General features: G+C 69.2%; 23 protein-coding genes and 1 pseudogene. 14 read left to right on the top strand and 10 right to left on the bottom strand.

The features are described from left to right. Positions 1-266: 266 nt before the first annotated feature. Entirely contained in the window at positions 267-1,514 is a 1,248-nt protein-coding gene (locus tag LXN57_RS40690; protein WP_251803650.1) for an AI-2E family transporter, read from the bottom strand. Between the two features lie 25 nt (positions 1,515-1,539). Between LXN57_RS40690 and LXN57_RS40685 the strand changes: the two genes are divergently transcribed. From LXN57_RS40685 to LXN57_RS40660, 6 genes are all read left to right on the top strand, one after another. After that, positions 1,540-3,123, top strand: a complete 1,584-nt coding sequence (locus LXN57_RS40685; protein ID WP_251803649.1) for a phospholipase D family protein — start codon at positions 1,540-1,542, stop codon at positions 3,121-3,123. A gap of 226 nt (positions 3,124-3,349) precedes the next feature. Continuing rightward, positions 3,350-3,760, top strand: coding sequence for an STAS domain-containing protein (locus LXN57_RS40680; protein ID WP_251803648.1), 411 nt, complete (start codon positions 3,350-3,352; stop codon positions 3,758-3,760). A 146-nt stretch (positions 3,761-3,906) separates the two neighbouring features. Beyond that, positions 3,907-5,220 carry a Na+/H+ antiporter NhaA gene (nhaA, locus tag LXN57_RS40675; protein WP_251803647.1) on the top strand — a complete coding sequence of 438 codons (1,314 nt, stop codon included), beginning with the start codon at positions 3,907-3,909 and terminating at the stop codon, positions 5,218-5,220. A gap of 158 nt (positions 5,221-5,378) precedes the next feature. After that, on the top strand, positions 5,379-6,908 hold the full coding sequence (locus tag LXN57_RS40670) for a GntP family permease (RefSeq protein ID WP_251803646.1): 1,530 nt from the start codon (positions 5,379-5,381) through the stop codon (positions 6,906-6,908). Between the two features lie 345 nt (positions 6,909-7,253). Beyond that, the gene (locus LXN57_RS40665; RefSeq protein ID WP_251803645.1) at positions 7,254-7,835 is read left to right on the top strand and encodes a PRC-barrel domain-containing protein; all 582 of its coding nucleotides are present in this window, start codon (positions 7,254-7,256) and stop codon (positions 7,833-7,835) included. After that, entirely contained in the window at positions 7,822-8,268 is a 447-nt protein-coding gene (locus LXN57_RS40660) for a PRC-barrel domain-containing protein (protein ID WP_251803644.1), read from the top strand. The genes LXN57_RS40665 and LXN57_RS40660 overlap by 14 nt, the downstream gene beginning before the upstream one ends. Positions 8,269-8,504: 236 nt before the next feature. Here LXN57_RS40660 and LXN57_RS40655 read toward each other — a convergent pair whose 3' ends face one another. Beyond that, positions 8,505-8,663, bottom strand: a complete 159-nt coding sequence (locus LXN57_RS40655) for a hypothetical protein (RefSeq protein ID WP_251803643.1) — start codon at positions 8,661-8,663, stop codon at positions 8,505-8,507. Between the two features lie 230 nt (positions 8,664-8,893). Here LXN57_RS40655 and LXN57_RS40650 point away from each other — a divergent pair, with 230 nt between their 5' ends. Together LXN57_RS40650 and LXN57_RS40645 are read left to right on the top strand one after the other, a co-directional pair. After that, positions 8,894-9,583: a hypothetical protein gene (locus LXN57_RS40650; protein WP_251803642.1), complete on the top strand. Its 690-nt coding sequence runs from the start codon at positions 8,894-8,896 to the stop codon at positions 9,581-9,583. A 32-nt stretch (positions 9,584-9,615) separates the two neighbouring features. Further along, positions 9,616-11,979 carry an MMPL family transporter gene (locus tag LXN57_RS40645; protein WP_251803641.1) on the top strand — a complete coding sequence of 788 codons (2,364 nt, stop codon included), beginning with the start codon at positions 9,616-9,618 and terminating at the stop codon, positions 11,977-11,979. On the opposite strand, the gene LXN57_RS40640 is transcribed toward LXN57_RS40645, so the two are convergent. Together LXN57_RS40640 and LXN57_RS40635 are read right to left on the bottom strand one after the other, a co-directional pair. Then, positions 11,872-12,996, bottom strand: coding sequence for a hypothetical protein (locus LXN57_RS40640; protein WP_251803640.1), 1,125 nt, complete (start codon positions 12,994-12,996; stop codon positions 11,872-11,874). The genes LXN57_RS40645 and LXN57_RS40640 overlap by 108 nt on opposite strands. A gap of 252 nt (positions 12,997-13,248) precedes the next feature. Continuing rightward, positions 13,249-13,584 carry a hypothetical protein gene (locus tag LXN57_RS40635; RefSeq protein WP_251803639.1) on the bottom strand — a complete coding sequence of 112 codons (336 nt, stop codon included), beginning with the start codon at positions 13,582-13,584 and terminating at the stop codon, positions 13,249-13,251. A 156-nt stretch (positions 13,585-13,740) separates the two neighbouring features. On the opposite strand from LXN57_RS40635, the gene LXN57_RS40630 reads away from it, so the two are divergent. Together LXN57_RS40630 and LXN57_RS48440 are read left to right on the top strand one after the other, a co-directional pair. Further along, on the top strand, positions 13,741-13,890 hold the full coding sequence (locus LXN57_RS40630; protein ID WP_251803638.1) for a hypothetical protein: 150 nt from the start codon (positions 13,741-13,743) through the stop codon (positions 13,888-13,890). 234 nt (positions 13,891-14,124) lie between these two features. Continuing rightward, positions 14,125-15,285 (top strand): annotated as a pseudogene (locus LXN57_RS48440) (sigma-70 family RNA polymerase sigma factor); the annotation flags it as partial. A 429-nt stretch (positions 15,286-15,714) separates the two neighbouring features. Here the strand turns inward: LXN57_RS48440 and LXN57_RS48435 are convergent. Beyond that, a complete protein-coding gene (locus LXN57_RS48435; protein ID WP_369077300.1) occupies positions 15,715-16,191 on the bottom strand; it encodes a copper chaperone PCu(A)C in 477 nt (158 codons plus the stop codon). Positions 16,192-16,540: 349 nt separating this feature from the next. Here LXN57_RS48435 and LXN57_RS40620 point away from each other — a divergent pair, with 349 nt between their 5' ends. From LXN57_RS40620 to LXN57_RS40605, 4 genes are all read left to right on the top strand, one after another. Beyond that, positions 16,541-17,200 carry a VOC family protein gene (locus LXN57_RS40620; protein ID WP_251803636.1) on the top strand — a complete coding sequence of 220 codons (660 nt, stop codon included), beginning with the start codon at positions 16,541-16,543 and terminating at the stop codon, positions 17,198-17,200. Positions 17,201-17,329: 129 nt separating this feature from the next. After that, positions 17,330-18,121 carry a potassium channel family protein gene (locus LXN57_RS40615; protein WP_285904728.1) on the top strand — a complete coding sequence of 264 codons (792 nt, stop codon included), beginning with the start codon at positions 17,330-17,332 and terminating at the stop codon, positions 18,119-18,121. Between the two features lie 217 nt (positions 18,122-18,338). Beyond that, positions 18,339-18,869 (top strand): hypothetical protein, encoded by a 531-nt coding sequence (locus tag LXN57_RS40610; RefSeq protein WP_251803635.1) that lies wholly within the window; start codon positions 18,339-18,341, stop codon positions 18,867-18,869. A 153-nt stretch (positions 18,870-19,022) separates the two neighbouring features. Then, complete coding sequence (locus tag LXN57_RS40605) at positions 19,023-19,307, top strand: hypothetical protein (protein WP_251803634.1); 285 nt, start codon at positions 19,023-19,025, stop codon at positions 19,305-19,307. A gap of 64 nt (positions 19,308-19,371) precedes the next feature. Here LXN57_RS40605 and LXN57_RS40600 read toward each other — a convergent pair whose 3' ends face one another. From LXN57_RS40600 to LXN57_RS40580, 5 genes are all read right to left on the bottom strand, one after another. After that, a complete protein-coding gene (locus LXN57_RS40600) occupies positions 19,372-19,689 on the bottom strand; it encodes an STAS domain-containing protein (RefSeq protein ID WP_251803633.1) in 318 nt (105 codons plus the stop codon). A 385-nt stretch (positions 19,690-20,074) separates the two neighbouring features. After that, positions 20,075-20,902, bottom strand: coding sequence for an ankyrin repeat domain-containing protein (locus tag LXN57_RS40595; protein ID WP_251803632.1), 828 nt, complete (start codon positions 20,900-20,902; stop codon positions 20,075-20,077). A gap of 124 nt (positions 20,903-21,026) precedes the next feature. Then, positions 21,027-21,995 (bottom strand): NAD(P)-dependent alcohol dehydrogenase, encoded by a 969-nt coding sequence (locus tag LXN57_RS40590; protein WP_308206698.1) that lies wholly within the window; start codon positions 21,993-21,995, stop codon positions 21,027-21,029. 213 nt (positions 21,996-22,208) lie between these two features. Further along, positions 22,209-23,939 (bottom strand): SulP family inorganic anion transporter, encoded by a 1,731-nt coding sequence (locus LXN57_RS40585; protein WP_251803630.1) that lies wholly within the window; start codon positions 23,937-23,939, stop codon positions 22,209-22,211. After that, positions 23,936-24,274, bottom strand: a complete 339-nt coding sequence (locus tag LXN57_RS40580; protein WP_251803629.1) for an ArsR/SmtB family transcription factor — start codon at positions 24,272-24,274, stop codon at positions 23,936-23,938. Before LXN57_RS40580 ends, LXN57_RS40585 begins: the two co-directional genes overlap by 4 nt. Positions 24,275-24,407: the final 133 nt, after the last annotated feature.

The following is a 24,407-nucleotide window of genomic DNA, read 5'->3' as shown; positions in this document are numbered from 1 at the left end:
GACACGCTCGGGTCGCCGGTTCGGCGTCCGCTGCGGTGTTACGGCTGCGGTTCGGCTGTCGTTCATGCCCGGCTCTCTACCCGGGCGCGCTGTTGTTCATCCATCGCCGTGCGGCAACATCAAGGGCGGACGGGTTGCCGGACTGCTGCGCCGGTATAACGCTGAAGCTCTCGTCGGTTTCCAGGACCACAGCGGCGACGGTGTCCAGGGTGCGGATGTTCTGGGCGCGGATCCCACCTGTACCCCGGGGGGCGTCGGCCCGCGCCTCAGGGGTTGTCGTCCTCGGCCGGGCGCTCGTCCCCGGCCCCGTCAGTGTCCTCGCTGACAGGCCGGCTGCCGGATACCGGCGCGGCATCGTCGTCTCGCGCGCGGTAGCCCAGGACGGCGTGGTAGGCGACGGCGCACGCCGGTACGGCGATCAGCGCGCCGGCGATGCCGGCCACCAGGGTGCCGGCCGTGACGGCCAGCAGGGTGACGACCGGGTGCAACCGTACGGCGCGGCGCATGATGAACGGCTGGAGCAGGTTGCCTTCGGCCTGTTGCACGACGATGACGACGATGAGCACGATGACGGCGTCGCGGGGGCCGTTGGTCACGAGCGTGACCAGGGTGGCGGCAGCGCCCGCGACGGTGGCGCCGATGATCGGTACGAAGGCCGACACGAAGGTCAGGACGGCGAGGGAGACGGCGAGCGGGACGCCCAGCAGGAACAGCGCCGCGCCGATGCCGATGGCGTCGACGGCGGCGACGGCCACGACGCCGTGGGTGTAGGAGACGAGGGTCTGCCACGCGGCCCGGCCCGCGCGGTCCGCGGCGCGCGCTCGCGGGCCGGGGACGAGGCCGGTCAGCCAGGACCACATCCGGTCGCCGTCGCGCAGGAAGAAGAACAGCAGCGCGATCGCCAGCAGGACGGCGGCCAGGGTTTCGGTGGCGGTGGTGATTCCCGCGTACGGGCTGGGCAGTGCGTCGCGCAGGCCCTGGACGAGGCGGGCGGTGATGTCGTCGAGGCGGCCCTGGTCCAGGCCGGGCAGCATGTCGAGCAGCGTCTGCCGCAGCCGGCCGGCGCCTTCGACGACCTGGACCTGCAGATCGTCGAGCTGGCCGGCAGCGCGGTGCCCGATGAAGTACGAGGATGCGGTGAGCACGGCCAGCAGTCCGACCACGCCGATCAGTGCGGCAGGCGTGCCGGGCAATCCGGTCCGTTTCAGCCGGTTGGTCAGAGGGCTGATCAGGGCGGCCAGTAGCAGTGCCGCGATGACGGCCATGCTCAGTGGCGCCACCCGGGCCAGGACCCGCGCGGCCGTGTAGGCGGCTACCGCGAGCACCAGCACGGCGGCCGCGGCGGCACCGGCGCGCAGCAGCCGTTGGAAGGGGGTGCGCTCGCCAGGGACGGTCATACCGCCGTTCATGCCCCGTTGCAGCCGATAGATGCGCTGACGCACGGTCGTCGCGCCGCCGACCACGGTGCTGTTGCCGTGCGGTGGGGTGATCCGGCTCGTACGGTGATTCGGCAACGGAGCCGTCGGAAGGTGGATGTTCGTGTCGACAGGAGACTGGCTGCTGACCGCAGAAGAGCGCGGCAACCCGGCGTCGGAGCTGCCGGCATGGTCGTCCGGCAATCAGGTCCGGGTGCTCGTGCACGGTGCTGCCTATTTCGATCGGCTGGCTGCTGCGGTGCAGGCGATGCGAGCTGGTGACCTGCTGTTCTTCACCGACTGGCGGGGAGACCCGGACCAGTTGATGCGCCCGCAGGGTCCGACGGTGGCGCAGCTCTTCTCGGCGGCCGCCCGGCGGGGTGTCGTGGTGCGTGGCCTGGTGTGGCGTTCCCATTTCGACTGGGTGCAGTACAGCGCCGCGGAGAGCCGCAGCCTGGCCGACAACATCGACGATGACGGCGGCCAGGTGTTGCTGGATCAGCGGGTTCGCGTGTTCGGCTCGCATCACCAGAAAGTGGTCGTGCTGCGTCACCCGGGCCGCCCGGAGTCCGACGTCGCGTTCGTCGGCGGCATCGACCTGTGCCACGGCCGGCGCGATGACAGCGAGCACCGCGGCGATCCACAAGCGGTGCGCATGTCCGGCCGCTACGGCAACCGGCCGCCGTGGCACGACGTCCAGGCGGAGATCCGCGGACCGGCGGTGGACGTGGTGGACCGTTCGTTCCGGGAACGCTGGACGGATCCGGCCCTGTTGCGCCTGGGCAGTCCGATCGCCATGCTGCGTGACCGTCTCGCCGGCCGCCCGAGCACCGGCGGGCCGTTGCCGCCGAGTCCTGCCCCACCCGCGCCGGCTGGTCCGCACACCGTGCAGGTGCTGCGGACGTATCCGGCGAAGCGGCGGCCCTACCCGTACGCGCCACGCGGGGAGCGATCGATCGCCCGCGGCTACGTCAAAGCGATCCGGCGGGGGCGCCTGCTCATCTACCTGGAGGATCAGTACCTGTGGTCCACGCAGGTGGCCGACCTGTTCGCCCAGGCGCTGCGGGACAACCCGCTGCTGCACCTGGCCATCGTGGTACCCCGGCATCCCGACGTCGACGGCCGGTTCGCGCTGCCACCGAACCTGATAGGCCGGCGCCACGCCATCGACGTCTGCCGGAAGGCGGGCAGCGACCGGGTGCACGTCTTCGACGTGGAGAACCACGCCGGCGATCCCGTCTACGTGCACGCCAAGGTCTGCGTCATCGACGACGTCTGGGCCAGTATCGGCAGTGACAACTTCAACCGCCGCTCGTGGACCCACGACAGCGAACTGTCTTGCGCCGTCCTCGATGACACCCGCGACCAGCGAGAACCACACGATCCCGCCGGCCTCGGCGACGGCGCCCGCCGGTACGCCCGCGACCTGCGCCTGACGCTGATGCGCGAGCACCTGGACCGGGCGCCCGGCGACGACGCCGATCTGCTCGACCCGATCGCCGCCGTGCGCGCCCTGGCTGCCTCGGCGGACACGCTCGACGCCTGGCACACCGCCGGCCGTCCGGGTCCCCGCCCGCCCGGCCGGCTACGCCGGCACATGCCCGCACCGATGTCGCGGTTCACCCGGACGTGGGCCGCCCTGCCGTACCGGATCCTGTACGACCCGGACGGGCGCCCTGGCCGGCTACGCCGTACTCGCAATTGGTGAGGACCGATCTGGCCTGCCTCAGCAGCGTCGCACGGTCGCTGGAGTCCATCGCGCTGTTGAACGTTCGGCCAGGCGTAACGCCGCGTGCCGCCTGTCGTCGGTCCCGCCGGTGCCGTGCGGCATCCGCGAGGGCGGATCGTCACGGGACCGTCATCAACCTGGCGGGCGACCGCCAACCCAGCGGCACACGCTCGGACCAACCGCCGCCGGCCAGGGAGGATGACCAATGAGCATGGCGTCATTGCATCACGTCGCGCCGACTGTACGGCCGGCGGATTCAAAGACCGTGATGGAGCTGGTCCTGTCCGGCGACGTCGACATGGAAAACGCGCAAGAGCTGCGGCGCTACCTGACCGGCGCTTTGGAACGAGGCGCTGACATCGTCATCGACCTTGCCGATGTGCGGCTGATCGACTGTGCCTGCCTGGACGTTCTGGTCAGGGCCGCGCGGACGGCCCACACGCTCGACAGCGTGATCAGCCTCGTCACCCCGTCGGACCTGGTGCGTATGACGCTGCGAGTCACCGAGGCCGACATCCTCTTCCCCATTTGTGACGATCGTGCTGCGGCGTTACGTCGCTGCGGGACGGAAGAGGCTGCCCAGCGAGATCTCAGTCCGTCGGATCCTTTCTGCTGATCCTCCCGTCACGCGCATAATCGCTGAAAGTCCGCGCCGCCGACCTCGCCTGTGCCGACGAGGCATGGGCCGGCGTCGACCGGGGTAACGAGTACGCGGCCGGTGGCCGAGCCGGAGAGGTCTCTTCTCGACAAGGGGGCAAGCTGATGGCCGGGCCACCTGGCACCGAGAAGGCGCCTCGGCAACGGCTGTTCCGGCTGTCGTCGTGGCGTGAAGCCAAATTTTTGGCCGAGGCGCTGCGCATGGAGACAGTGGGTGGCGCCCTGCTGCTTCTGGGCGCGGTGCTCGCGCTGGTCTGGGCCAGTACGCCCTGGGCCGGCACGTACGAGCGGCTGAGGCGATTTGTTCCGTGGCCGGGCGGTGAAGGTCTGCACCTCGATCTGGATCTGGCGCACTGGGCCGGTGACGGCCTGCTGGCGATCTTCTTCTTCGTGGTCGGTCTGGAGCTCAAGCGGGAGTTCGTGGCCGGCGACCTGCGCAATCCGCGTAAGGCCGCGCTGCCCATCGTGGCGGCGGTCGGTGGGATGGCCGTACCGGCGTTGATTTTCGTTTTGTTCAATCTGGGGGAGAGCGCGGCCCTGCGCGGCTGGGCGGTGCCCACAGCGACCGACATCGCCTTCGCGCTGGCGGTCCTGGCGGTGATCGGGTCGCATCTCCCACTGGGATTGCGGGCCTTCCTGCTTACCCTGGCCGTGGTCGACGACCTGTTCGCGATCACGATCATCGCGGTGTTCTACACCGACGATTTCAACCTTCTGCCGCTGCTCGGATCGCTGGCGCCGATCCTGGTGTTCGCCTGGTTGGCGCAGCGCGGCCGGACCTGGTGGTGGGCGCTGATTCCACTGGCGGTGACGTCCTGGGCGCTCATGCACGCTTCCGGGGTGCACGCCACGATCGCCGGGGTGCTGCTCGGCTTCACCGTGCCGGTGCTGGCGCGCAAGGGCGCGGAGCACGGTCTGGCGGAGCACCTGGAGCACCGGTGGCGACCGGTCTCGGCGGGGGTCGCGGTGCCGGTGTTCGCGTTCTTCGCCGCCGGGGTTTCGCTGCGCGGCAGCGACCTGGGCGCCGTCGCGGCGGACCCCATCGTCCTGGGCATCGTCGCCGGCCTGGTGCTGGGCAAAGTCATCGGCATCTTCGGCTCGTCGTACCTGATGGCCCGGTTCACCGGCGCGGAGCTCGACGACGAGTTGTCCTGGACCGACCTGCTCGGGGTGTCGCTGCTGGCCGGGATCGGCTTCACCGTCAGCCTGCTCATCGGCGAGCTCGCCTACGGCACGGGCTCGGAAGGCGACGAAGCAGCCAAGGTTGCCGTCGTCGCCGGCTCGGTCATCGCCGCCGTCCTGGCCGCGGTCGTTCTTGGCCGTCGCAACCGGGTATACCGCCGTCTGCAGGCCCGCGCGGACGTCGACGCCGACAACGACGGGGTCCCCGACATTCACCAGGAGGAATCGTCGCGGTGAGGAAACCACATGCGGCCGCCGCCCCGGACCGGTCCGTCCGTTCCGGCTCACCCCCGCGTCCGGGCGCATCGGCCCTGGCTTGGTGGGTCCCTGGCTGTTCGGGCGGCGTCACCGGCTGACGAACGGCGTGTCCGTAAGACCGTCACCGAGGAGGAGCTTTGGAATCACGTCTGTTCGCTGCGGAGGCCGTCGAACCGGCTTACTCGGCGGGGCCGCTGCTGCTGATCGCGGCGGCCTCTGTCGTGCTGTTGCTGTTTATGATCATCAAGCTGAAGCTCCACGCCTTCCTGGCGCTGATCCTGGTCAGCCTTCTCGTCGCGCTGGTCGCCCGGGTGCCTCTGACCGACATCGTCACCACCCTGACCTCCGGCTTCGGCTCGACGCTGGCCAGCGTCGCCCTGCTCGTCGGCCTGGGTGCGATGCTCGGCCGGCTGCTCGACTACAGCGGCGGCGCCCAGGTGCTCGCCGACAGCCTGGTCCGCGCCTTCGGGGAAAAACGTGCTCCCCTGGCGCTGGGGGTGGCTGCCCTGCTGTTCGGCTTCCCCATCTTCTTCGATGCCGGCTTCGTGGTCTTCCTGCCGATCGTCTTCACCATCGCTCGGCGGCTCGGCGGCTCGATCCTGCTGTACGGGTTGCCGGTAGCGGCGGCTTTCGCCGTCATGCACGCCTTCGTCCCACCGCATCCCGGTCCGGTTGCCGCGGCCGAACTGCTCGGCGCCGACCTCGGTCTGACCCTGGTCTTCGGCCTGCTCATCGGCCTGCCCACCTGGCTGATCGGTGGCTACTGGTTCGGCACCTGGGCCGGGCGGCGCTACCACATCGCGGTGCCTGATGTCTTCGGTGGCGGCTCCGCGAGGACGGACCCGACGGCGGCAACCGCCGCGCCGGACGCCGCGCAGAGCGGCTCGGACGGAACCGTAGTCGCGGGCACCGTCCCCGCAGTGGCCGGCCAGTCAGGCGGCCCCGGGACGGACGACGAACCAGTGCACCCGGCGAACCCGCCGTCGTTCGCCACCGTTCTCAGCCTGCTGCTGCTGCCGCTGATCCTGATCTTCCTCAACACCGGGCTGAGCACCCTGGCTACCGCCGGCACAGTCGACGAGGACTCCACCGTCGTCGCCGTGGCGCAACTCATCGGTTCCACTCCGGTGGCCCTGCTGATCACTGTGCTGGTCGCCATTGTTGTGCTCGGCCGGCATCGGGGCGAGTCGGCGGAGAAGATCGAGTCGGTCGTCAACAGCGCGCTCGGGCCGGTGTGCGCGGTCATTCTGATCACTGGTGCGGGCGGCATGTTCGGTGGCGTGCTGCGGGCCAGCGGTATCGGCGAAGCCCTGGCCGACGTGCTCGCGGACACCGGACTCCCCGTGATCGTCGCGGCGTTCGTCATCTCGGTGCTGCTGCGCGTCGCCCAGGGCTCGGCAACCGTCGCCCTGACCACGACCGCCGGCCTCATCGCGCCGGTCATCGAGGCCACCAGCGGGCTCTCCGGCCCGGACCTCGCGCTGATCGTGATCGCCATCGCCAGCGGAGCCACCGTGCTGTCGCACGTCAACGACTCGGGTTTCTGGCTGGTCAGCAGATTCTTCGGGATGGACGTCAAGACCACCCTGAAGACCTGGACCGTGATGGAGACCCTGCTCGGCACGATCGGCTTCGCTCTGGCCCTGCTGCTGAGCCTGATCCTGTGACGGCTACGGTGCCCGGCGCTCAAATCGACCGGGAAGCACCGTACGCCTGTCGGTGGGCACGCCGAGAAACCGGTCGTACCGTAGCGGTCCGTTCTCGTGGACGGACAAGCCCGTGGTGCCGTAGCGTCAGCAGAACGGTGGCGGTGGCGTATGACGGCTTCCGATGTGCCGAAAGCGCCGAGCCGGGGGAGCCCGAGAGGGGCACAACATGCCGTGGTGGCTTTGGTTGATCCTCATAGTTGGTGTCATCGTCCTCGTGGTGGGCGTGGTCCTGGCCGTTCAAGCACGTCGGCGTAGCGGCGGGGTCATCTCCGTCCGGGATGATCCCGATGGTGGTGGCCGGTCGTGAGCCTGCTGGTGCGAGCCACCGAACTGGTGAGAAGACCGGTGGTGACGATGGGCGGCGAGGACATCGCGCAGATCAAGGACGTCATTTTCGACGCGTCCGGTGGGGGCGTCAGCGGCTTCACCCTCAACGGCCGCGGCCTGTTCGCCGGTCCGCTCGACCGCGCGCTGCCCATGGCCGCGGTGACGGCGATCGGCCGTGACGCCGTGATGGTCCCCGGCGCCGATGCACTCGCCGCGAGGGCCGACGTGGCTGACTCGGCCGACATTCGTAACAGGAACGTGCTGGACAACCGGGTCGTGACCGACACCGGGACCGACCTGGGCACAGTGGTCGACGTCATCCTGCAGGTGGGCCGGACGACCGACGTCGCCGGCTACGAGATCGAAGCCGCCGAGGTGCTACGCGAGGGCGGTCGGCGCGTGTTTCTCCCTCTGCCCGACGCGCTCGCGGTGTCCGGCGAGGCGTTGATCGTGCCCGCCGGCGCCGCCGAGTTCGTGGCGCACGATCTCGCGGGTTTCGGTGCCGCCGTCGAGGCGTTCCGCAACCATCTGAAGGGCGGGCCCGATGCTGTTCAGTGAGGCCACAGGCCGCACGGTGCTCAGCACCGGCACCGCCGAGACCGTCGGAACCGTCTCGGGCTTCCTGGTCGACCCGATCACCGCTCGAGTCGTGGCGATCCGGCTGAAAAGGACGCACAGCCGCGGTGACACTGTGCACTGGCCGGACTTGACTTCGTTCGGCGTCGACAACGTCACCGTCGCCTCGGCCGACGTCGTCACTGCCGCCACCGGCGCCGCGAAGGATCTCGACAGCAAGGCCGCCCAACTGCTCGGCAAGCGGCTTCTCACCGATGCGGGCGCCGAGATCGGAACAGTCGACGACATCGACTTCGACCCCGACAACGGCGCGGTCATCTCCTTGCTGAACAGCACCGGAAACGTCAGCGGCGACCGGCTCATCGGATGCGGCTCCTACGCCGTTGTCGTCAAGGACGCCGCAGGCGAGCAGTGACCATCGGCCTCTCCGCGAAATACTGCGGAGTCTTGGACCGGCGTCGACCCGGGCCATGTCTCTCCTCCGACCGCAAGAGATCGGCGTGATCGTGGCCCTGATGAGTGCGGGCCTCAAGTCAGACTGGCTTTTCCTCCATGGGGCGCCGCCGGTCCGGGCCGGCTGGGGAGTGGTCCTGGAAGATCTGAACTACCGGCCCTCGCCGGGCCGGCGCTCATTGGTTCGTGCGGATTCCGTCATCGCCGCCGCCACAGCGGAGCGTTGAGCGCGGCCATCCCTGCCGCCACGACGACCGCACCGGCGCCGACGAGAATCATCCATCCGACCGGGATCAGCGCGCCGGCAACGGCCGTCACCACTCCGGCAACCGCCAGGCAAACGAGCAGTGTGCGCACGAGAGACTCCCTTCTGGAGATAATCGACCGTTTCAGCGTGGCCGCCCCGGGTGGCGAGCTTGCCCCGGAACATGCACAGTCGTGTGACAGCGCCGAGCCCGACAGCTGTGACACCCGATGAAGAAGATCGGCAACGCACTGTCACCGGAGTGTCACGAATTCGGGTCTGGACCGTCCTGCGCCGCGGGCATCCCACAGGCATCTGTCGATGCGTTTGGGAGGCGATTCTGATGATGACTCAGGCTCGGATATTGCTCGCCGGTCTATTGGTGGTGGTGGTGTCCGGCAGTTCCGGGTGTGAGGCGGCCGGACCGCCGGCGTCGGCGCCGTCATCTCCCGCTGTTCCTACCGCGGCCAGTAAGGCGCCGACGCCCTCCGGCTCGTCGCCGCAGTTGGAGGCCTCGTGCGTCGCAGGGAAGTGGCGGGTCACCGGCGTCCGTTCGGCCGGCGGGTTCGGCACAGCCGCGGGGCGGGTCGATGGCGGCGCCGGCGCGACCATGATCGTCGATGCTGACGGTGTCACCTCGGTCGACTTCACCGATTCCGAACCGGTGACCTTCTCGGCGGAAGCCGCCGGAGCGCAACTGAAGGGCCGGGTCGAGTACACCGGAATGCTGACCGCCGCCGTCCAGTTCCGGCCGGCTGCGGGTGACGGGCCGGGCACCTGGCGTCCGGTGAGTACCGCCGACGACAACGAGTTGCGAGCAACGGTGCGTCTCACCGAACCCGTTTCGCTCACGCTTCTCGACGATGCCCGCATCGGAGACATGGTCAGGCGCGAGCTGCCTCGGGCCGGGGACGCTCTCGACATCCGGCCGATCCTGAGGGGCGGCACCTACCGCTGTGCGAGGGACGACCTCGAGGTTCGGACCGAGCAGAACGGCCCCAACCTGACCTGGGTCTTCAAGCGCGCACGCTGACGACTGCGCACATGGCCGGGAGGGAGACACCCGTGTCGGGAGCGTACGCGCGGGCCGTGGTCCGCTACCGGTGGGCGTTGGTGGTCGGATGGCTGCTGCTGGCCCTGGCTGCCGTCGGCTACCAACCGCCGTCCCGGGGAAGTGGGCTGGAAGGACTGATCTCGGCGGAGAACCCGGCTGTGCAGACCGAGCTGCGCTCGTTCGAACGGTTCGGCTTTCCGCTGATGAGCCGGGTCGCCGTGGTGCAACACGATCCGGCTGGACTGTCTGCCCTCACCCAGGCGGAGGCCGTCGCCCGCGCCGCTGCCGTCACCCAGGGCCAGTATCCTGACGCCGGCCCCATCCTCGGTGCCATACCGGTGATGAATACGGCCGGCTGGTTCCCGTCGAGCCAGCAGCGCGACACCACCATCCTGACGCTCTTGTTCATGCCGCCGAATGTCGGTCCGGGCACGCAGATGGGTGCCGCGCACCGTTTCGTCGAGCGCCACTTCGGCCCGGAGGACCGGGTGATCGGCGTCACCGGGACGCTGCCGGCCCAGGTCCAGCAGGGCGTGGTGGTGGGCCGCTCGGTGCATACCACGGAGTTGGTGACGCTGGCGGCGGTGCTGCTCATCGTCGCGGTTGCGTTCCGCTCCGCGGTGGCGCCCTTCGTTACGCTGATCACCGCTGGAGCCGCGGCCTTGCTCCTGCTGGACGTGGTGGGCGCGCTCGGCTGGCTGCTGCAGGTGGCGGTGCCCAATGAAGTGGCGCCGCTGCTGATCGCGTTGCTTCTCGGGGTGGTCACCGACTACGTCGTGTTCTACCTGTTCGCCATGCGTCGTGCGCTGGCGAAGGGACTTGACCGGTACGAAGCAGCCCGGCAAGCCACGCAGGACACCACCGTGATCGTCACTGTGGCCGGGTTGACGGTCGCGGCGGGCACCGGTGTGCTGGTGGTCGCCCGATCGCCGTTGTTCCACGCCTTCGGGCCCGGTATGGCGCTGGCGGTCCTGGTCGGCCTGCTCGCGGCCACCACACTGGTGCCGGCTCTGATGGCGATCCTCGGCCCGTACCTCTTCTGGCCGGGCGGGCATCGTCCTGGGGCCGCCTCGGAGCGGGACTCGCTGATCAGCCGAGGTCGACGAACCGCCTGGCTCGTGCGGCCGCGCAACGCTGCGGCGGTACTCGTCGTAGGCGTCGGGCTACTCGCCCTGGCGTCGGTGCCGATGCGCAGCCTCGGCCTCGGCATGTCGTTCGTCGCTTCGCTGCCGGCTGAGAACGAGGTTCGGCAGGCTGCGGTCGCGGCGCGGCAGGGGTTCGCAGCGGGGGTACTTTCCCCGACAGTCGTGCTGGTCGAAGGACCTGGCGTGACGCAACAGCGGGATGCCCTCGCCAGGCTTCAGGCGATGCTCGCCGACCGACCGGCGGTCGCCGATGTCCTGGGGCCTTCGCAGCAACCACTGCCGGACGAGCTCGGCTTGGTGCTGTCTCGGGACGGCGCTGCGGCCCGATTCCTGGTCATTCTTGACACACAGCCGCTGGGTGCATCGGGAATCGAAGCGGTGGTTCAGTTGCGCCGGGATCTGCCGGCCCTACTCGACGCCGCCGGCCTGGTGGCGGCCACCGCGGGAGTCGGCGGGGACACAGCGGTGGCCGCGGACATCGTGTCCCAGACCACCGCGGATCTCCGGCGGATCGTCGTGGCGACGGTTGTCGTCAACCTGATCATGCTGATCCTGTTCCTGCGGGCGCTGGTCGCACCGCTGCTCCTACTGGCGCTCAACGTGCTGGGACTGGCGGCCACGCTGGGATTGAGCACGTGGTTCTTCACCGACGTGCTGGGCGGGGACGGCCTCACCTTCTATGTGCCGTTCGCTACCGCCGTCCTGCTGGTGGCCCTCGGATCGGACTACAACATCTTCACCGTCGGTCAGGTATGGCACGAGGCTCGTCGGCGGCCGATGCGCCAGGCGCTGGTGCTGGTCACTCCGGCCTCCTCGCGGGCGGTGACCACGGCGGCGGTGATCCTGGCGGTCAGCTTCGGCCTGCTCCACCTCATCCCTCTTCAGCCGTTCCGGGAGATCGCGTTCACCTTGGCGGTGGGCGTCGTGGTGGACGCCGTTCTGATCCGTTCGCTGCTGATGCCGGCGTTGCTGTCGTTGCTGGGTTCGGCCAGCGGCTGGCCCAGCCGACGCTTGCGGCGCGCCGGGTCACCGCCGGAGAGGCAGACCCGTCGACGTCTGACGAAGCTCCTCATGCCACAGCGTGGAGCCGTGCGCCGGTCGATGGGCGGGGTTCGTGCCCCGTCACGACGGGGCGCAGTCACCTTCGCTGAGCAGGTGCACCGCCGCGTGGACCGCGACCACACGGCCGTCATCGGCCACCACGGGGTCGGCGACGACGCGGACCCGTGAGGGCACGCCTTCGCGATGCAGCCGTAGCGTCAGATCGAGTGTTTCACCGGCACGTGTCAGACGGTGGATCGCGGCGACCGCGGCAGTGGCGTCCTCTGCGGCGACATACCGGGGCAGGGCGGACAGCTTCACCGGGCCTCGTGCGGGATCACGCCGCAAGATCCGGTAGGTGTGCGCGGACCAGGTCGTCTCTCCTTTGACGAGGTCCCATTCGGCCCACCCGGCGTCCGCCGTACGCTGCAGCCGCTCCAGGTGGGAGGCCATGCGTCGCTCGCTGTCGTGGTACTGCCAGTGCGCGAGGAGTCCGTCACCGAATCGGGAGGCTCGCGTGCTCAGAACCACCGGCAGCTGCCCGCGGTTGGTCAAGACGGACGTCGGCGTGGCTGCCGACTGGAACGGCTCCCCGGTCAGCAGCGCATGCCGGTAGCCGTCGAAGATCCCGTTCGTTGTCGCGTGCGGGTGCAGGTCGAGCATGCGGCGCCCACAGATCTGCTCAGCACTGCGCCCGGCGGCGTCGGTCGCGTCCGGGCTGCAGCGGTCGAAGCGGAAGTCGACGACCTTGCCGTCGTGGTCACGCACCGGCGCCAGCAGGGCGAAGGACCCCGGCAGGGTTTCCAGCACCGCCTCGACCCAATGCGCTGCAGGCGAAGCGACCGGCGCGCCGCCGCCCTTGCGTAGCAGCTGCGAGAGCCGTCGGCCGCACGCCTCGGCGACCGCCCCCACATACGCCCTGACGCCTGCCTCGGAGGCGCCGCCCTCGGCCCAGAGGATCGAGGCGACTGCGAAGGTGCGTCCGCCGTCACGCAGCGGGATGCAAGCGCGGAGTTCACCCTCTCCGAGCAGCTCGTAGCCGAGCTCGGCGGCGCGTGTGCGGACGAGCCAGAGGGGACGTCCGTCCGTCACAGCGCGCAGGAAGGCGACGTTGAGGTCGCTCGGCACCCGATGCCACGCGCTCGCCAGGTTCTGCGGCAGCCCGTACGTGCTGACGAGCCGGACCGCGCCGTCGGGCTCGAGCACGCCGATCAGGACGGTGGTCCACCTCGTCCTGCAGGCGCTGAATGGCGGCGGTCAGCCGGGCGGTCTCACCGCCGGACGTACTCTTTCGCGCACGACCAGGCATCTATACCCCTCAAATGCCCACATTCGGATGCTCACTTCGTCCAGGAGGGCGGTGGTGAGCCCTCCACGTGGATACGGACGAAGCGTACCTTCGGGTGCTGGCAGGCGCTCGTCTAGACACTGTCGCGGCCGCCCGTCAACGGGGCGTGCTCAGTTGCGTTCGGTCACTTCTGTGCGGCACTGCCGGGACAGCCGCTCCACCTCCTGCTCGGTGTCCTGCAGGCGGTCGAGCAACTCCTGCAACCGCGCGGAATTGAAATCGCGCGCCGCCTCGACCGCCTCGCCGACCGTTGACAGCGCGGTGCGAGCTCGCTCGAGGCCCTGCGCGCAGCTGGCCGGCACGGTGATGTTCCGGTCGTCCGGTGCCGGGACCGGTGAAGGGGCGGCCGTGACAGCGGACCCGGGAGCAGCAGCGTTGCCGTCGTCCCGGCCGCCTGCGCTCGCCATGACGGCCCCGCCCAGCAGAAGGCCGACAACGAAAGTCAAGGCAGGGACGATCCAGAACCAGGGACGTGAGCGGGAGCCGTCGATCCGGGCGTCCGATGGGTGGGCCGGTCGGGACATGACAGCCTCCTCCGAAGTCAGGTGACATCGCCTACCCGTCCTTGAGGCACGTGAAGCGATTTCGAGTAGTGGCTCGCCATGGCTGAACTGATCCGCCGCGTGGACGCCTCAACGTCGAACGTGATCGATGGCCTCATTCTCTTCTGGCTCTCACTCTGGGAGCCGGCCGCGATCGGCGACACCCTGGCGCAGTCCGAGCACACGCTCGACAGCGCCGGGATTGGCTGACGGCTCTTGGACGGTTGTGTGTCAACTCGGTGACGTCCGCGGGCCCGGAGTTTCCATCGGGCGGTCACGGCAACAGTGCAGACGAACCTCGATGGCGCAGGTGTCAAGTAACGGCACCAAGGCCGCTCCCGGCCTACCGTTGCGGCCCGAGGTCGTTGCGCCGCAACCCTGCGGTGGCCACCTCGCACGGCCGGGGCCTGAGCCGTTACCCCTCTGCACATTTCGGGAGTCACCATGTCCTCAGTGCTGTACGCCAGTCGCGTCTCTGCCTCTCCGGGCATGGACAGCCCGGGCACTGCCGATGCCGATCGCCGGGATCGGGCGAGCATCGAGATCATCGGCCGCATGCGCGACCCGGGCTGCCCGGCTACCGAGCGCCGGCTGCTGCGGGAGCAGGTGGTGCGGTGGAACCTTGCCATGGCGCGCGGACTGGCGTCGCGCTATCAACATCGCGGCGAGACGCTCGACGACCTGACACAGGTCGCCGCGCTTGCCTTGGTGAAGGCCGTCGACGGCTATGACCCGGAGCGGGGCCACAGTTTCACGGGCTATGCCGCGCCGACGATCCTCGGCGAGCTCAAACGGCACTTCAGGGACCGGGTCTGGGCCGTGCACGTGCCGCGGGGCCTCCAGGAGCGGTGCCTGGAGGTGACCCGGACCAGGACCGAGTTGGCGCAGCGCCTGAACCACGTTCCGTCCGCGGCGGAGATCGCGACGGCCATGGGTGTCACGGAGTCGGAGGTCCGTGCCACCGAGGCCAGCGTTTCGGCGTACCGGGCCGACTCGCTCAACCGGCCGGTCGGCGGAAATGAGGACGCCGCCGAACGGCAGGACCTGCTCGGGTGCCGGGACGGCTCGTTGGAAGACCTGTGCAACCGGCTGACCGTACGGGCGGTCGTCGATCGACTGCCGCGACGCGAGCGTGAGGTCATCGAGGGCTACTTCTTCGGCGACCGGACTCAGGCCCAGCTCGCCGCCGAGCTGCGCACCTCCCAGATGAACGTCTCCCGGCTGCTGAGGCGCACCCTCGCACAACTGCGCGACCACCTGACCGAAGACGCGGCTCCCGCTCCTCGGCAGCCGCGGCCGAACTCCGGACGGCTGCGTGTCCGTACGCACCAGGTCCGACCGGGATACCTGGTCGCTGCGGTCCGCGGCCGGCTCGACGACCAGGGCGCGGCCGACTTGCGTGATGCGCTTGTCGATCTCGCCGCCACCCACCGTCCGCCGATGCTGATCGTGGATCTCCGCTATGCCGAGGCCGCCGCGGCGACGGTGGCCGGTGCGCTGCTCGACGTCTACCGCGCCGGCGGGCACACGGGCACACGCCTGTATGTGGTCAACGCACCGGCGCAGCTGCACGCGCTCCTGTGCCGGACCGGGCTGCATCGCCTGTTCGCCTGCCGGCCGGTCCGGCCGGTCACACGCCCTGCGGTGGTCAGCCGGGACGCGTCGGACCCGCCGACCGATCCGGTACCGGACGTCCCTCGGGCGGAGGCGGTCGGCGACCTCCGTTCCGGCGAGGGCGCCAGCGCGACCACGTCCCATGCGGCGGCGTCGCGGGGTCTCGTCGAGCGTTGGCGCCAGTCAACGGGTATTCCGTGTCGCCGGGTCACCACTGCGGGCCGCCGCGGCGCCGTCGGGCCGATGGCCCCGTTGGTCGGGATCAGGCCGGTCTGGAGTCTCGTTGTCGATGGCCCGCTGCCGGTTATCGCCTCGGTGAGCGGTTCGCCGTCGCGCGACAGCGTCGGCGTGGACCCGAGTGCCTCGGCAGAGGTGAGCAGCGCACCGCGTTGTGATTCATCGCTGCCGAGGCAGCCGGCGTCACGAGGCCAGGGGAGCGACGGACGGACCTTCGTGGCAGCGATTGCTGGGCTCCGGCCGGACGGCGGTGCTGGGTTGCACGGCGGCGTCCACCGTGACCGATCCAGCGTCCTCGAACGTGAAGGTCACCGGGATGGTCGTCCCGGCAGGAACCGCTCTGTTGAGCCCGACGAGTTGCACGTGATACGCGTCGAACGGTGGCACGCCGAGCCGGGAGGCCGCCGGATTGGGTTCCACCGGCTGAAAGGTCAAAGCCGGTACCGCGGTGGCGTTGCCGTCGCAGTCGGCGTCCCAGCGGATTTCTCCCGCATTCGCGTAAGGACTCTGTACGGAGCGCAGAACATCGGCGCGCCGGCCCTCGTTGTAGACGGTGAACCACAGGCGTGCGTCATCGCCTTCCTGGTACCGCACGTCCGTCGGCGCCTCGATGTGCACACTGAGCAGCTCGATGGGGCCGACGGTCGCATTGGCGCCCATCACACTTTCCTGAAACGGCGCCTGCGGATCGCCTGGAACCGCAACCGGATCTTCCGTTTGGCAGCCGCTCACGACGGCCGCCGCCATGATTGCCACGATACCCGCCGTCATCCTGGTCATCCTGGTCATCCTGGTCATCCTGGTCATCCTGGTCATCTTGGTCATGCCGTACTGCCTACCCGGAGCGGCGCAGCCGCATAGCCCCGCATCGACACGACTTCCGCCTTCGGCGCTTGAAACCAATACCGGCTCATAGGCAAGGCTATGGCGTTCAGCCGCTTCGCTCGGCAGACGCTGCGCCGACGCTGTGAACGGAGGCCGAGTGACGGCCGGTCTTACGCTGTCGGGCATGACTCGCTGGCTGACCGCGTCCCTCGACAGTCCGTCACGTGACGCCGAGACGTTCTGGCGGGAGGCGACAGGTTCGACCCTGTCGCCTCGCCGCGATGCACACGGAGACTTCGTCACCTTGCTTCCAGCGCAGGGCGACGCTTTCCTGCGGATGCTGCTCGTGGATGACGGTCCGGCGCGCGCGCACCTGGATCTTCACGTGGACGACGTGGCTGCGGAAGCGAGCCGCATGGTGCAGCGAGGTGCCTCGGTGGTTCGCGAGCAGGATGAGCGGGTTGCTTTACGCTCGCCGGCTGGTCTGCCGTTTTGCTTGGTGCCGTGGCGCGGTGAGTCGGTGTGGCCGGAGGCCGGCGGAAGACGGCACCGGATGTGCCTGGACGTGCCGTCGGCGTCATACGACGTGGAAGGGCGGTTCTGGAGCGCTGCTCTCCGCCGCGAGCGGACCACGCCGCTGAATGTGGTGATGCGGCGTCTGGACGGCGGCCGGGCCGGCATGCACCTGCATGTGGAAAGTACGGACCGGCAGGCCGACACGCAGCGGCACCTCCGAGCGGGGGCATCGATCGAGCGCGTAGCGGCGGACAGGACGGTCTTGCGCGATCCGGCGGGCCGCGAGTACTGCCTGACCGACGTGAATCCTCGCTCGAGTACCGGTTGACACGGGTGCTCCACCCGCTTGCCGTCAGAGGACCGATCGGGGAGGTCACGCGACTGTCATGCATCTGCGAACAGGTTGTGACCTGGAGCGCCGAGCATGGTGCCCGACTTCACCGACGGAGGATGAGAGATGCAGTCCCACGCTGCGGTGAGCGACCGATGGGAGCGGCTGTCCGCGGCGCCGCTCACAGCCCTGTCTCTGGCTTTCCTCGTCGTGTACGCGGTGCCGATCCTTTTTCCCGACATCAGTGCGGGATGGCGCCACCTCTGCGCGACTCTCAACGTGGTCATCTGGCTGCTCTTCGGCGCTGACTATGTCGTCCGGGTCGTCCGGACCGACGACCGGCTGGGCTTCATCCGGTCACACTGGTTCGAACTCATCGTCCTGATCTTGCCTGTCGTGCGACCTTTGCGGGCGTTGCGCCTGGTCATGGCGGTCAAGATCCTCAACCGGCGCGCCGAGTCCTTCACCCGAGGCCGGCTTGCGGTGTATGTCACGGCAACCACCGTTCTGCTGGTCTTCGTGGCGGCGTTGGCGGTGCTCGACGCCGAGCGAGGCCGGCCCGGCAGTTCCATCGAGACCTTCCCCGAGGCTTTGTGGTGGGCCGTCGTCACCGTCACCACGGTCGGGTACGGCGACTACTCCCCGGTGACCCTCGAGGGACGGCTCGTCGCGCTGGCCATGATGATCGGGGGCATCGGCCTGCTCGGCTTCGTCACCGGGTCGCTGGCGAGCTGGATCGTCGAACGGATCTCCACCGAGGATCAGAAGACCGAAGCCACCCGCGAGGACGTGGCCGGCCTGCTCCAGGAGATCCGGGATCTGCGGCTCGAGTTCGCCCAGTTACGTGCCGCCGTCGGCGAGACCGGCCCAGGCCTGGCACCCGAAGCCGACGACGGGCGACGATCGCTGCCCGGGTGATCCGCGCCGCGTCATCGACCCTCGCTACCCGGTATCAGCGCTTTCCCGCCGGGCCGGCCAACGATGGTTCCCGGCCGCGACGGCGGACTGCGCCTGGCCGTTCCGCGGGGCCAGGCGTGCCGATCGGAAACCCACCACCACGGAGTCGCGTCAATGGTCATGGAACCGTCACACTATCGTTCGGCCGTCGTGCGGCCCCAGGCATAATTTCCGGTGCATGAGCCGGGTTTCGCATCTCACCGATGTCTACGGCCGGGTCTTCGCCGTCGTGGCTTCGGTGTTCGCGGTTGTTTTCGTCGCCGCAGGCTGCGCCTGGCCGGACCGCCCGCCCGCGGACGAGGGCGTCGTGGGTTCGGAGTGGCAGATAGTGGCTAGATCCAGCCCCGGCGCCGCAACGGCGACTGCGCGGGCAGAACTTACCGAGATTGTTCTCGACGAACGCCAGGACTACGACCGGCTCCTCGTACGTTTCCAAGGAAACCGTCCGGGCTACCGAGTGGCCTATCGCGACGACGGACGCACCTTGGCGTTGACTTTCCGTAACGCGCGGGATTCCGCTCAGCGTCCTACCGCGAACCTACCGGCGATACAAGAGGTAAGCCCGTCCTCCACCGAGAACGGCGCCACAGCGACCGTGGTGACCCTGTCCGCCGCCCGTCTGCCGTTCCGGGTGGGGCTGTCCATCGGCTCGTTCTACGTGGACGTTGCACACCCAGGCGCCGTGCCCGAGCACGCTGCGGGCGGATGAGGCTCACCCCGCTTGCGGGTCGGCCGGCCGAGACGCTGACCAGGAGCGCGACGGCGTCTCTTGTCATGAAACTGTGATGGGAGGGAGCGGGCAGTGCCATTGCCGGCCGGTACTTGTGGAGCGGTGCAAGTCGTACTGATGCAGGAGGATGCCGTGGAGGCTGAGCGCTGGGACCAGGAGTTCGACCAGATCGTCACTCGACTGGTTGCCGAAGAGCCGTCTCTCGGCAGTGGTGCGCGCGGCGCTCGTCGGCCCAGCGTTGCGGCCAAGGCGCTGCTGGCCGGAGTCGCGGCTGTGGCGTGGGCTGCGCTCTACCTGCTGATGATCGCGGCGCCTTGGATCTGGGTACTCGTCACCGTGCCGGCAGTCGCGGCCGGCATCGTGATCGCCGTACGCCTCAGCTACCGGGAAAGCGCTCGCCCGGGCTCCGGACGCTGACCGTGTTCCGTACCCGGCAGCGCAGGTCGCGGAAGCCCGTGCGGGCGCGTCGGCTGGACCGCCGTCAGGAGAGCAACGCGGCCAGCCCCTGACTGCGGAGCTGTGCGTGCACCTCCGGTGCGGCGTGGACGACTTCGACGTCCGCGTCGTGGGTCTTCGCTCTGTCGTATCCCATTCGCAGGGCATCGACACCTGCCTCGGAGATCGCGGGAACCGCACTGAGATCGACGACGATGCGTTCCGGGTTGGTGGCGGCAAGAACCATGCCGAACCTTCCTCGCAGCAGGTCGGCTGCCTCGGCCGTCGCGATCTCGCCTTGCGGTTCGATCGCGATGGCCATCGTCTTCTCGGGCAACCGATGCGTGTTGATCACGTAGGTCATCGCTGGTCCTCTCGCGTGAAGTCGCCGGTCGGCGTACTCGTTGACACCCCGACGGTCTCGCGCCCCTTTGACGATCACACCGCGGAGCGTGCACGCTCCAATGACAGGTCGGCAACGGGGAGCGCGAGCCGGGAATATCGACGCCCAGCTCGGCGAGGGCATGGCGACCGTGCTCCAGCAGCCAGAAGGCGATCTCCGGCGGGCGGGCCTCTGCCGCCGTTGATCCGGCCAACTCCAGCGGAAGGCGTTTCCGGTACGGGCAACAAGCCTTCCGCCAGCCGCTCAGCTCTGCGCGAGCAGCGCGTACGGGTGACAGTCACCCCTTCAGCGATGGCTCGCCCGCGAAAAGCGCGGCGTCGGTGCGCAGGACCGGCGCACCCACAGGTCACGAGGCGCGTAGATCGGCGAGGGGGCGGGTATCCCCGGAGCCGTTCCAGTCCACGTCGAAGCCGTGATCCCGGAAGGCGCCGACGACCAACTCGCCTACCCGCTTCATATCGCCCGGGGCGCCTTCCGGAGCGCCCCAGAACGCGAGCGGGAGGCGGCCGGTGCGCTTCGCCCGCTTAGTGTCCTGTCGGGTGTAGTAACAGAAGCCGTGCAGCCCGGCTGCCGCTCCACCATGGCTGCGATACGCCCGGGCGCACTCGGCGAAGCCGTCTTCCTGGCTGCTCCCGATGTTCTGCAGGGCCACGACTCCGGCGCCGGTGAGCGTTTCGAAGACGGCGGCGATACGAGCGCTGGCGGCGTGCCATTGGCGAGCCTGCATCCGGACCGGGTCGGGCTCGGGGGTCGCCTGCCGCGGAACGGGACGACCGGTGACCCGGGACAGCAATTGCGCGACGGCCGGCGCCCTGGCGTTGTCCAGGACGTGCAGTCCGTTATCCGTGGCGATGTCGGCTTGCGCACCGGCATTCAACAGCAGTTGCACGGCGTCGGTGGAGGACGCGAATTCCGCCGCCAGGAAAAGCGCCGTCCGTCCGTCGCCGCTGCGCTGTTCCAGGGAGGAACCGGCCCGGACGAGCAGGTCGAGAACTGCCAGGTTCTGCGCTACGGGTGTGGCGTCGGCGCCGATCGCCGCCGAGTGCAGGGCAGTGAACCCGTACGGGTCGACGGCCGACATGTCCGCTCCCGCGCCGAGATGGTCCTGGACAGCTCGCACGTCGCCGAGCCGAGCGGCTTCGAAGATGTCCGAGTGGTCGCCCTTGGCCGTCATGGACCGTCACGATACCGACCGGGTCAGCAGCTCGATGGCGGCTGGGGACCATTGTGCGGCCCCCGGCCCGCCGGCGGAGGGGCATACCGATTGTGGCAGCCCGCGTTGCGGCGAAGTAGAAGTATCAGTCGTGCACAACGGTGATGACGACGTTGCCGACCTTGTGTCCGCGGTCGACGTGTCGGTGGGCATCGATGATCTCGGCCATCGGATAGCTGCGGTCGATGACGATCTGGAGCCGGTTCTGGCGGAGCAATTCTTGCAATGCGGCCAGGGCGGCATGTTTGCGTACCGACATCCCGGTCCGGACCCGCGGGCCGCTGGAAAGGGCCGTGCGCAAGGCGAGCACGTTGTTCCACAGGCCGACCGTGGACAGGTAGCAACCGCGCGGTGCGAGCACCGGCCGACAGCGGGCGAAGGAGCTGCGACCGACAGTGTCGAAGACCACGTCGTAGCGCTCACCGCCGGCAGTGAAGTCCTCGACGGTGTAGTCGAACACTCGGTCCGCGCCGAGCGACTCGACGAGCTCGGCGTTCCGGCCGCTGCACACGCCGTGTACCGTGGCGCCGACCTGTTTGGCGAGTTGAACGGCGTACGTGCCGATACTGCCCGATGCGCCGATGATCAGAATCTTTTGCCCGGGTTGGATGCCGCCCAGCTCACGCAGGAAATGCCACGCGGTGGTGAACCCGTCGACGGTGGCTGCGGCTTGCGTATACGTCACGTTGGTGGGCATCGTCGTGACGGATGCCCGCTCAGACAAGCATTTGTACTCGGCGTTCGCCCCGGCGCCGAAGCTGGTGAAGCCGAAGACCCGGTCACCGATCCGCAACCGGCGCGCCTTCGGCCCGACCGCCGTGACCTCGCCCGCGAACTCCAACCCGAGCACCCGGAAGCTCTTGCGGGGGCGGCGCAGACCAATGATGATCCGTCCCCAGCGCGGCTCCCCCCGGCGCATCCCGCACTCGGCGGACGTCACCGTGGTGGCGTGCACCCGGACCTGCACCTGATCGCCGCGTGGCAACGGCGTCGGCAGGTCGACCAGCGTCAGCACATCCGGGGGACCGTACATCCGGAACAACACAGCTCGCACGTACGACATGATCCGGCGTTGCTGCTGTGACGGCGCTGAGGAGATTCACGCAGTCGGAGAGCCGGCCGCTGCGCGCCGGGCGAACATGATCACGCAAACCGGGACGTGCACAGTGAGTGGATGACAGCGCCCGGAAAGTCGCCGGTGATCCCGATGCGCCCTGGGTAAACGACGCCGGGTTCCCGTGCTGCGGCCAACTCTGGACTACTGCAGCTAAAGGGAGCCCGCTTGCGGACTTCGTGTGATTGGCTCCTGTGCCAGGTCGGTGCTCTCGTGTGCCGCTACCGGTGCGGCGGCCGGCTGGTGGCTCGAGTGACGCGCGAACTCGATCGCGGTAGGGGTGTCGGGAAAGACGAGTCCGGTCCGGTACAGGTGGGCGGTCGCGGCGACCGTGGTCATGACCTTTTCGTGGACAGGGCCGACTCCGGACAGCAGGACGGTGATTCCCCGGTGCCGTAACCGGGTGACGGCGTCGCCGAGGATGTGGGCTCCGGTGGCGTCGATGGTGGACACGCGGGACATGCGCAGGATGACGACGCGGATGTCGGCGACTTCGGTCAGCTGGATCAGGAAGTCGTGGGCGGCGGCGAAGAAGAGCGGTCCGTCGATGCGGTACGCGACGATGTGCTGATCGAGCAGGGCCTGTTCCTCTGCGGTGAAGTCGCCGGTCTCGAGCGGGATCTGTTCGACCCGAACGGACTGGGCGACCGCACGGAGGGCGAGCACGACGGCCACGCCGAGGCCGACCGCTACAGCGGCGACAAGGTCGAACACGACCGTGACGGCGAAGGTCAGGACCAGCACGACGGCGTCGCGGCGGGTGGCGCGTAGCAGCGCGAGGAGGGAGGCAGCCTCGACCATCCGCACGGTGGTGGCGATCAGGACGCCGGCCAGCGCTGCGAGCGGAATCCGGGAGACCAGTGGGGCGGCGGCCAGTACGACTCCGGCCAGGACGACGGCATGGGTGAGAGCGGCCACTTTTGAGCGGGCGCCGGCGCGGACGTTCACGGCGGTGCGGGCGATCGCCGCCGTGGCGGGAACTCCACCCATGACCGGAGTGACGAGGTTGGCCAGGCCTTGGCCGAACAGTTCGCGGTCGGGGTGATGGCGTTCGTTGACGGTCATGCCGTCCGCGACCGTGGCCGAGAGCAGACTTTCCAGCGCGGCGAGCGCGGCGACAGCCAGCGCGGCGGTGAACAGGCTCGGCACGGCGTGCCAGTCCCAGAAGCTCACCGACGGGGCGGGGAACCCGGACGGCAGCGCACCGATGCGGGCTAGATCGAACGGCGCCAGTTCGGCGAAGACTGAGCAGGCGATGACGGTGAACAGCGAGAACGGCAGTGCCGGGCGCCACCGGGCACCGACAAGAATGACCGCCGCGACCGTGGCGGTCATCAACGCGGGGGCAGGATTCGGGTGCTGAACGAAGCGGAGCAGCGCGTCGCCGGCGACGGCCCACACCTTGTCGCCCTGGGCGCCGACGACACCCAGGGCCGCCGGCACCTGCTGCAGGGCGATCACCACGGCGATACCGGCGGTGAAGCCCTCGACGACGGGAGTGGGCAGGTATCGCACGTACCGGCCGAGGCGGGCGACGGCCAGAGCGATCAGCAGGAGGCCGGCCATGGCGCCGACCATCAGCACGCCGGGCCCGCCGAAGCGGTCCACGATCGGCAGCAACACGACGGTCATCGCCCCGGTCGGCCCGGAGACCTGCAGGTTCGACCCGCCGAAGAGGGCGGCCAGGGCACCGGCGACCACGGCCGTGACCAAGCCGGCTTGGGCGCCCATGCCGGAGGCGACACCGAACGCCAACGCCAGCGGCAGCGCCACGATCGCGACGGTCACGCCGGCCAGGATGTCCCGGCGCGGCGAGCGGCGGGCCGCAGCCCAGTCGGAACGCTGTGGCAGCAGCTCGACGAAACGTGTAGCCCATGGGCTCATCGGAAGGTGCCTTCGGCACGCAGTTGCTCGCGCAGACCGTCGCGGTCGTCGAGCACGGAGGCGAGGATGCGCCGGCCCGCGGCCAGCAGATCGGCCACGTCGGTAGTGCTCAGCGCGTAGACGACCAGGGCGCCTTCCCGGCTGGAGATGACCAGGCCGGCCCGGCGCAGCACGGCGAGTTGCTGAGACAGGTTCGACGCCTCGACATCGATCTCGGCGAGCAGATCCCGAACCGCCAGCGGTCCGTCCTGGAGGAGTTCCAGCACCCGTACACGCACGGGATGACCGAGCGTGCGGAACAGCTCGGCCTTGACCTGGTGGAGCGGAACACCCACGGCAACAGTCCCGTCGTTGCGAAATACGGATGCTCGCAATTTAGCACTTGAAGAATCCTTCAAGTCACGGCGTGCGCAGGGCGTCGCCCCGGATACCCCGTCGCCGTGCAGGTGCGCAGTCGCCGGCGCCGTG

The sequence above is a fragment of the Paractinoplanes hotanensis genome, assembly GCF_023717965.1.
Taxonomy (GTDB): Bacteria; Actinomycetota; Actinomycetes; order Mycobacteriales; family Micromonosporaceae; genus Actinoplanes; species Actinoplanes polyasparticus.
The sequence above is the reverse complement of the archived record's forward strand: the minus strand, read 5'-3'. Positions and strand labels throughout refer to the sequence as shown.

What these genes read in the sequence shown, in the direction of transcription:
- LXN57_RS40680 (WP_251803648.1), top strand. Translation starts at nt 3,350, where the DNA reads ATGAGCATGGCGTCATTGCATCACGTCGCGCCGACTGTACGGCCGGCG.
- nhaA (WP_251803647.1), top strand. Translation starts at nt 3,907, where the DNA reads ATGGCCGGGCCACCTGGCACCGAGAAGGCGCCTCGGCAACGGCTGTTC.
- LXN57_RS40660 (WP_251803644.1), top strand. Translation starts at nt 7,822, where the DNA reads ATGCTGTTCAGTGAGGCCACAGGCCGCACGGTGCTCAGCACCGGCACC.
- LXN57_RS40650 (WP_251803642.1), top strand. Translation starts at nt 8,894, where the DNA reads ATGATGACTCAGGCTCGGATATTGCTCGCCGGTCTATTGGTGGTGGTG.
- LXN57_RS40630 (WP_251803638.1), top strand. Translation starts at nt 13,741, where the DNA reads ATGGCTGAACTGATCCGCCGCGTGGACGCCTCAACGTCGAACGTGATC.
- LXN57_RS48435 (WP_369077300.1), bottom strand. Translation starts at nt 16,191, where the DNA reads ATGGGCGCCAATGCGACCGTCGGCCCCATCGAGCTGCTCAGTGTGCAC.
- LXN57_RS40620 (WP_251803636.1), top strand. Translation starts at nt 16,541, where the DNA reads ATGACTCGCTGGCTGACCGCGTCCCTCGACAGTCCGTCACGTGACGCC.
- LXN57_RS40615 (WP_285904728.1), top strand. Translation starts at nt 17,330, where the DNA reads ATGCAGTCCCACGCTGCGGTGAGCGACCGATGGGAGCGGCTGTCCGCG.
- LXN57_RS40610 (WP_251803635.1), top strand. Translation starts at nt 18,339, where the DNA reads ATGAGCCGGGTTTCGCATCTCACCGATGTCTACGGCCGGGTCTTCGCC.
- LXN57_RS40600 (WP_251803633.1), bottom strand. Translation starts at nt 19,689, where the DNA reads ATGACCTACGTGATCAACACGCATCGGTTGCCCGAGAAGACGATGGCC.
- LXN57_RS40595 (WP_251803632.1), bottom strand. Translation starts at nt 20,902, where the DNA reads ATGACGGCCAAGGGCGACCACTCGGACATCTTCGAAGCCGCTCGGCTC.
- LXN57_RS40585 (WP_251803630.1), bottom strand. Translation starts at nt 23,939, where the DNA reads ATGAGCCCATGGGCTACACGTTTCGTCGAGCTGCTGCCACAGCGTTCC.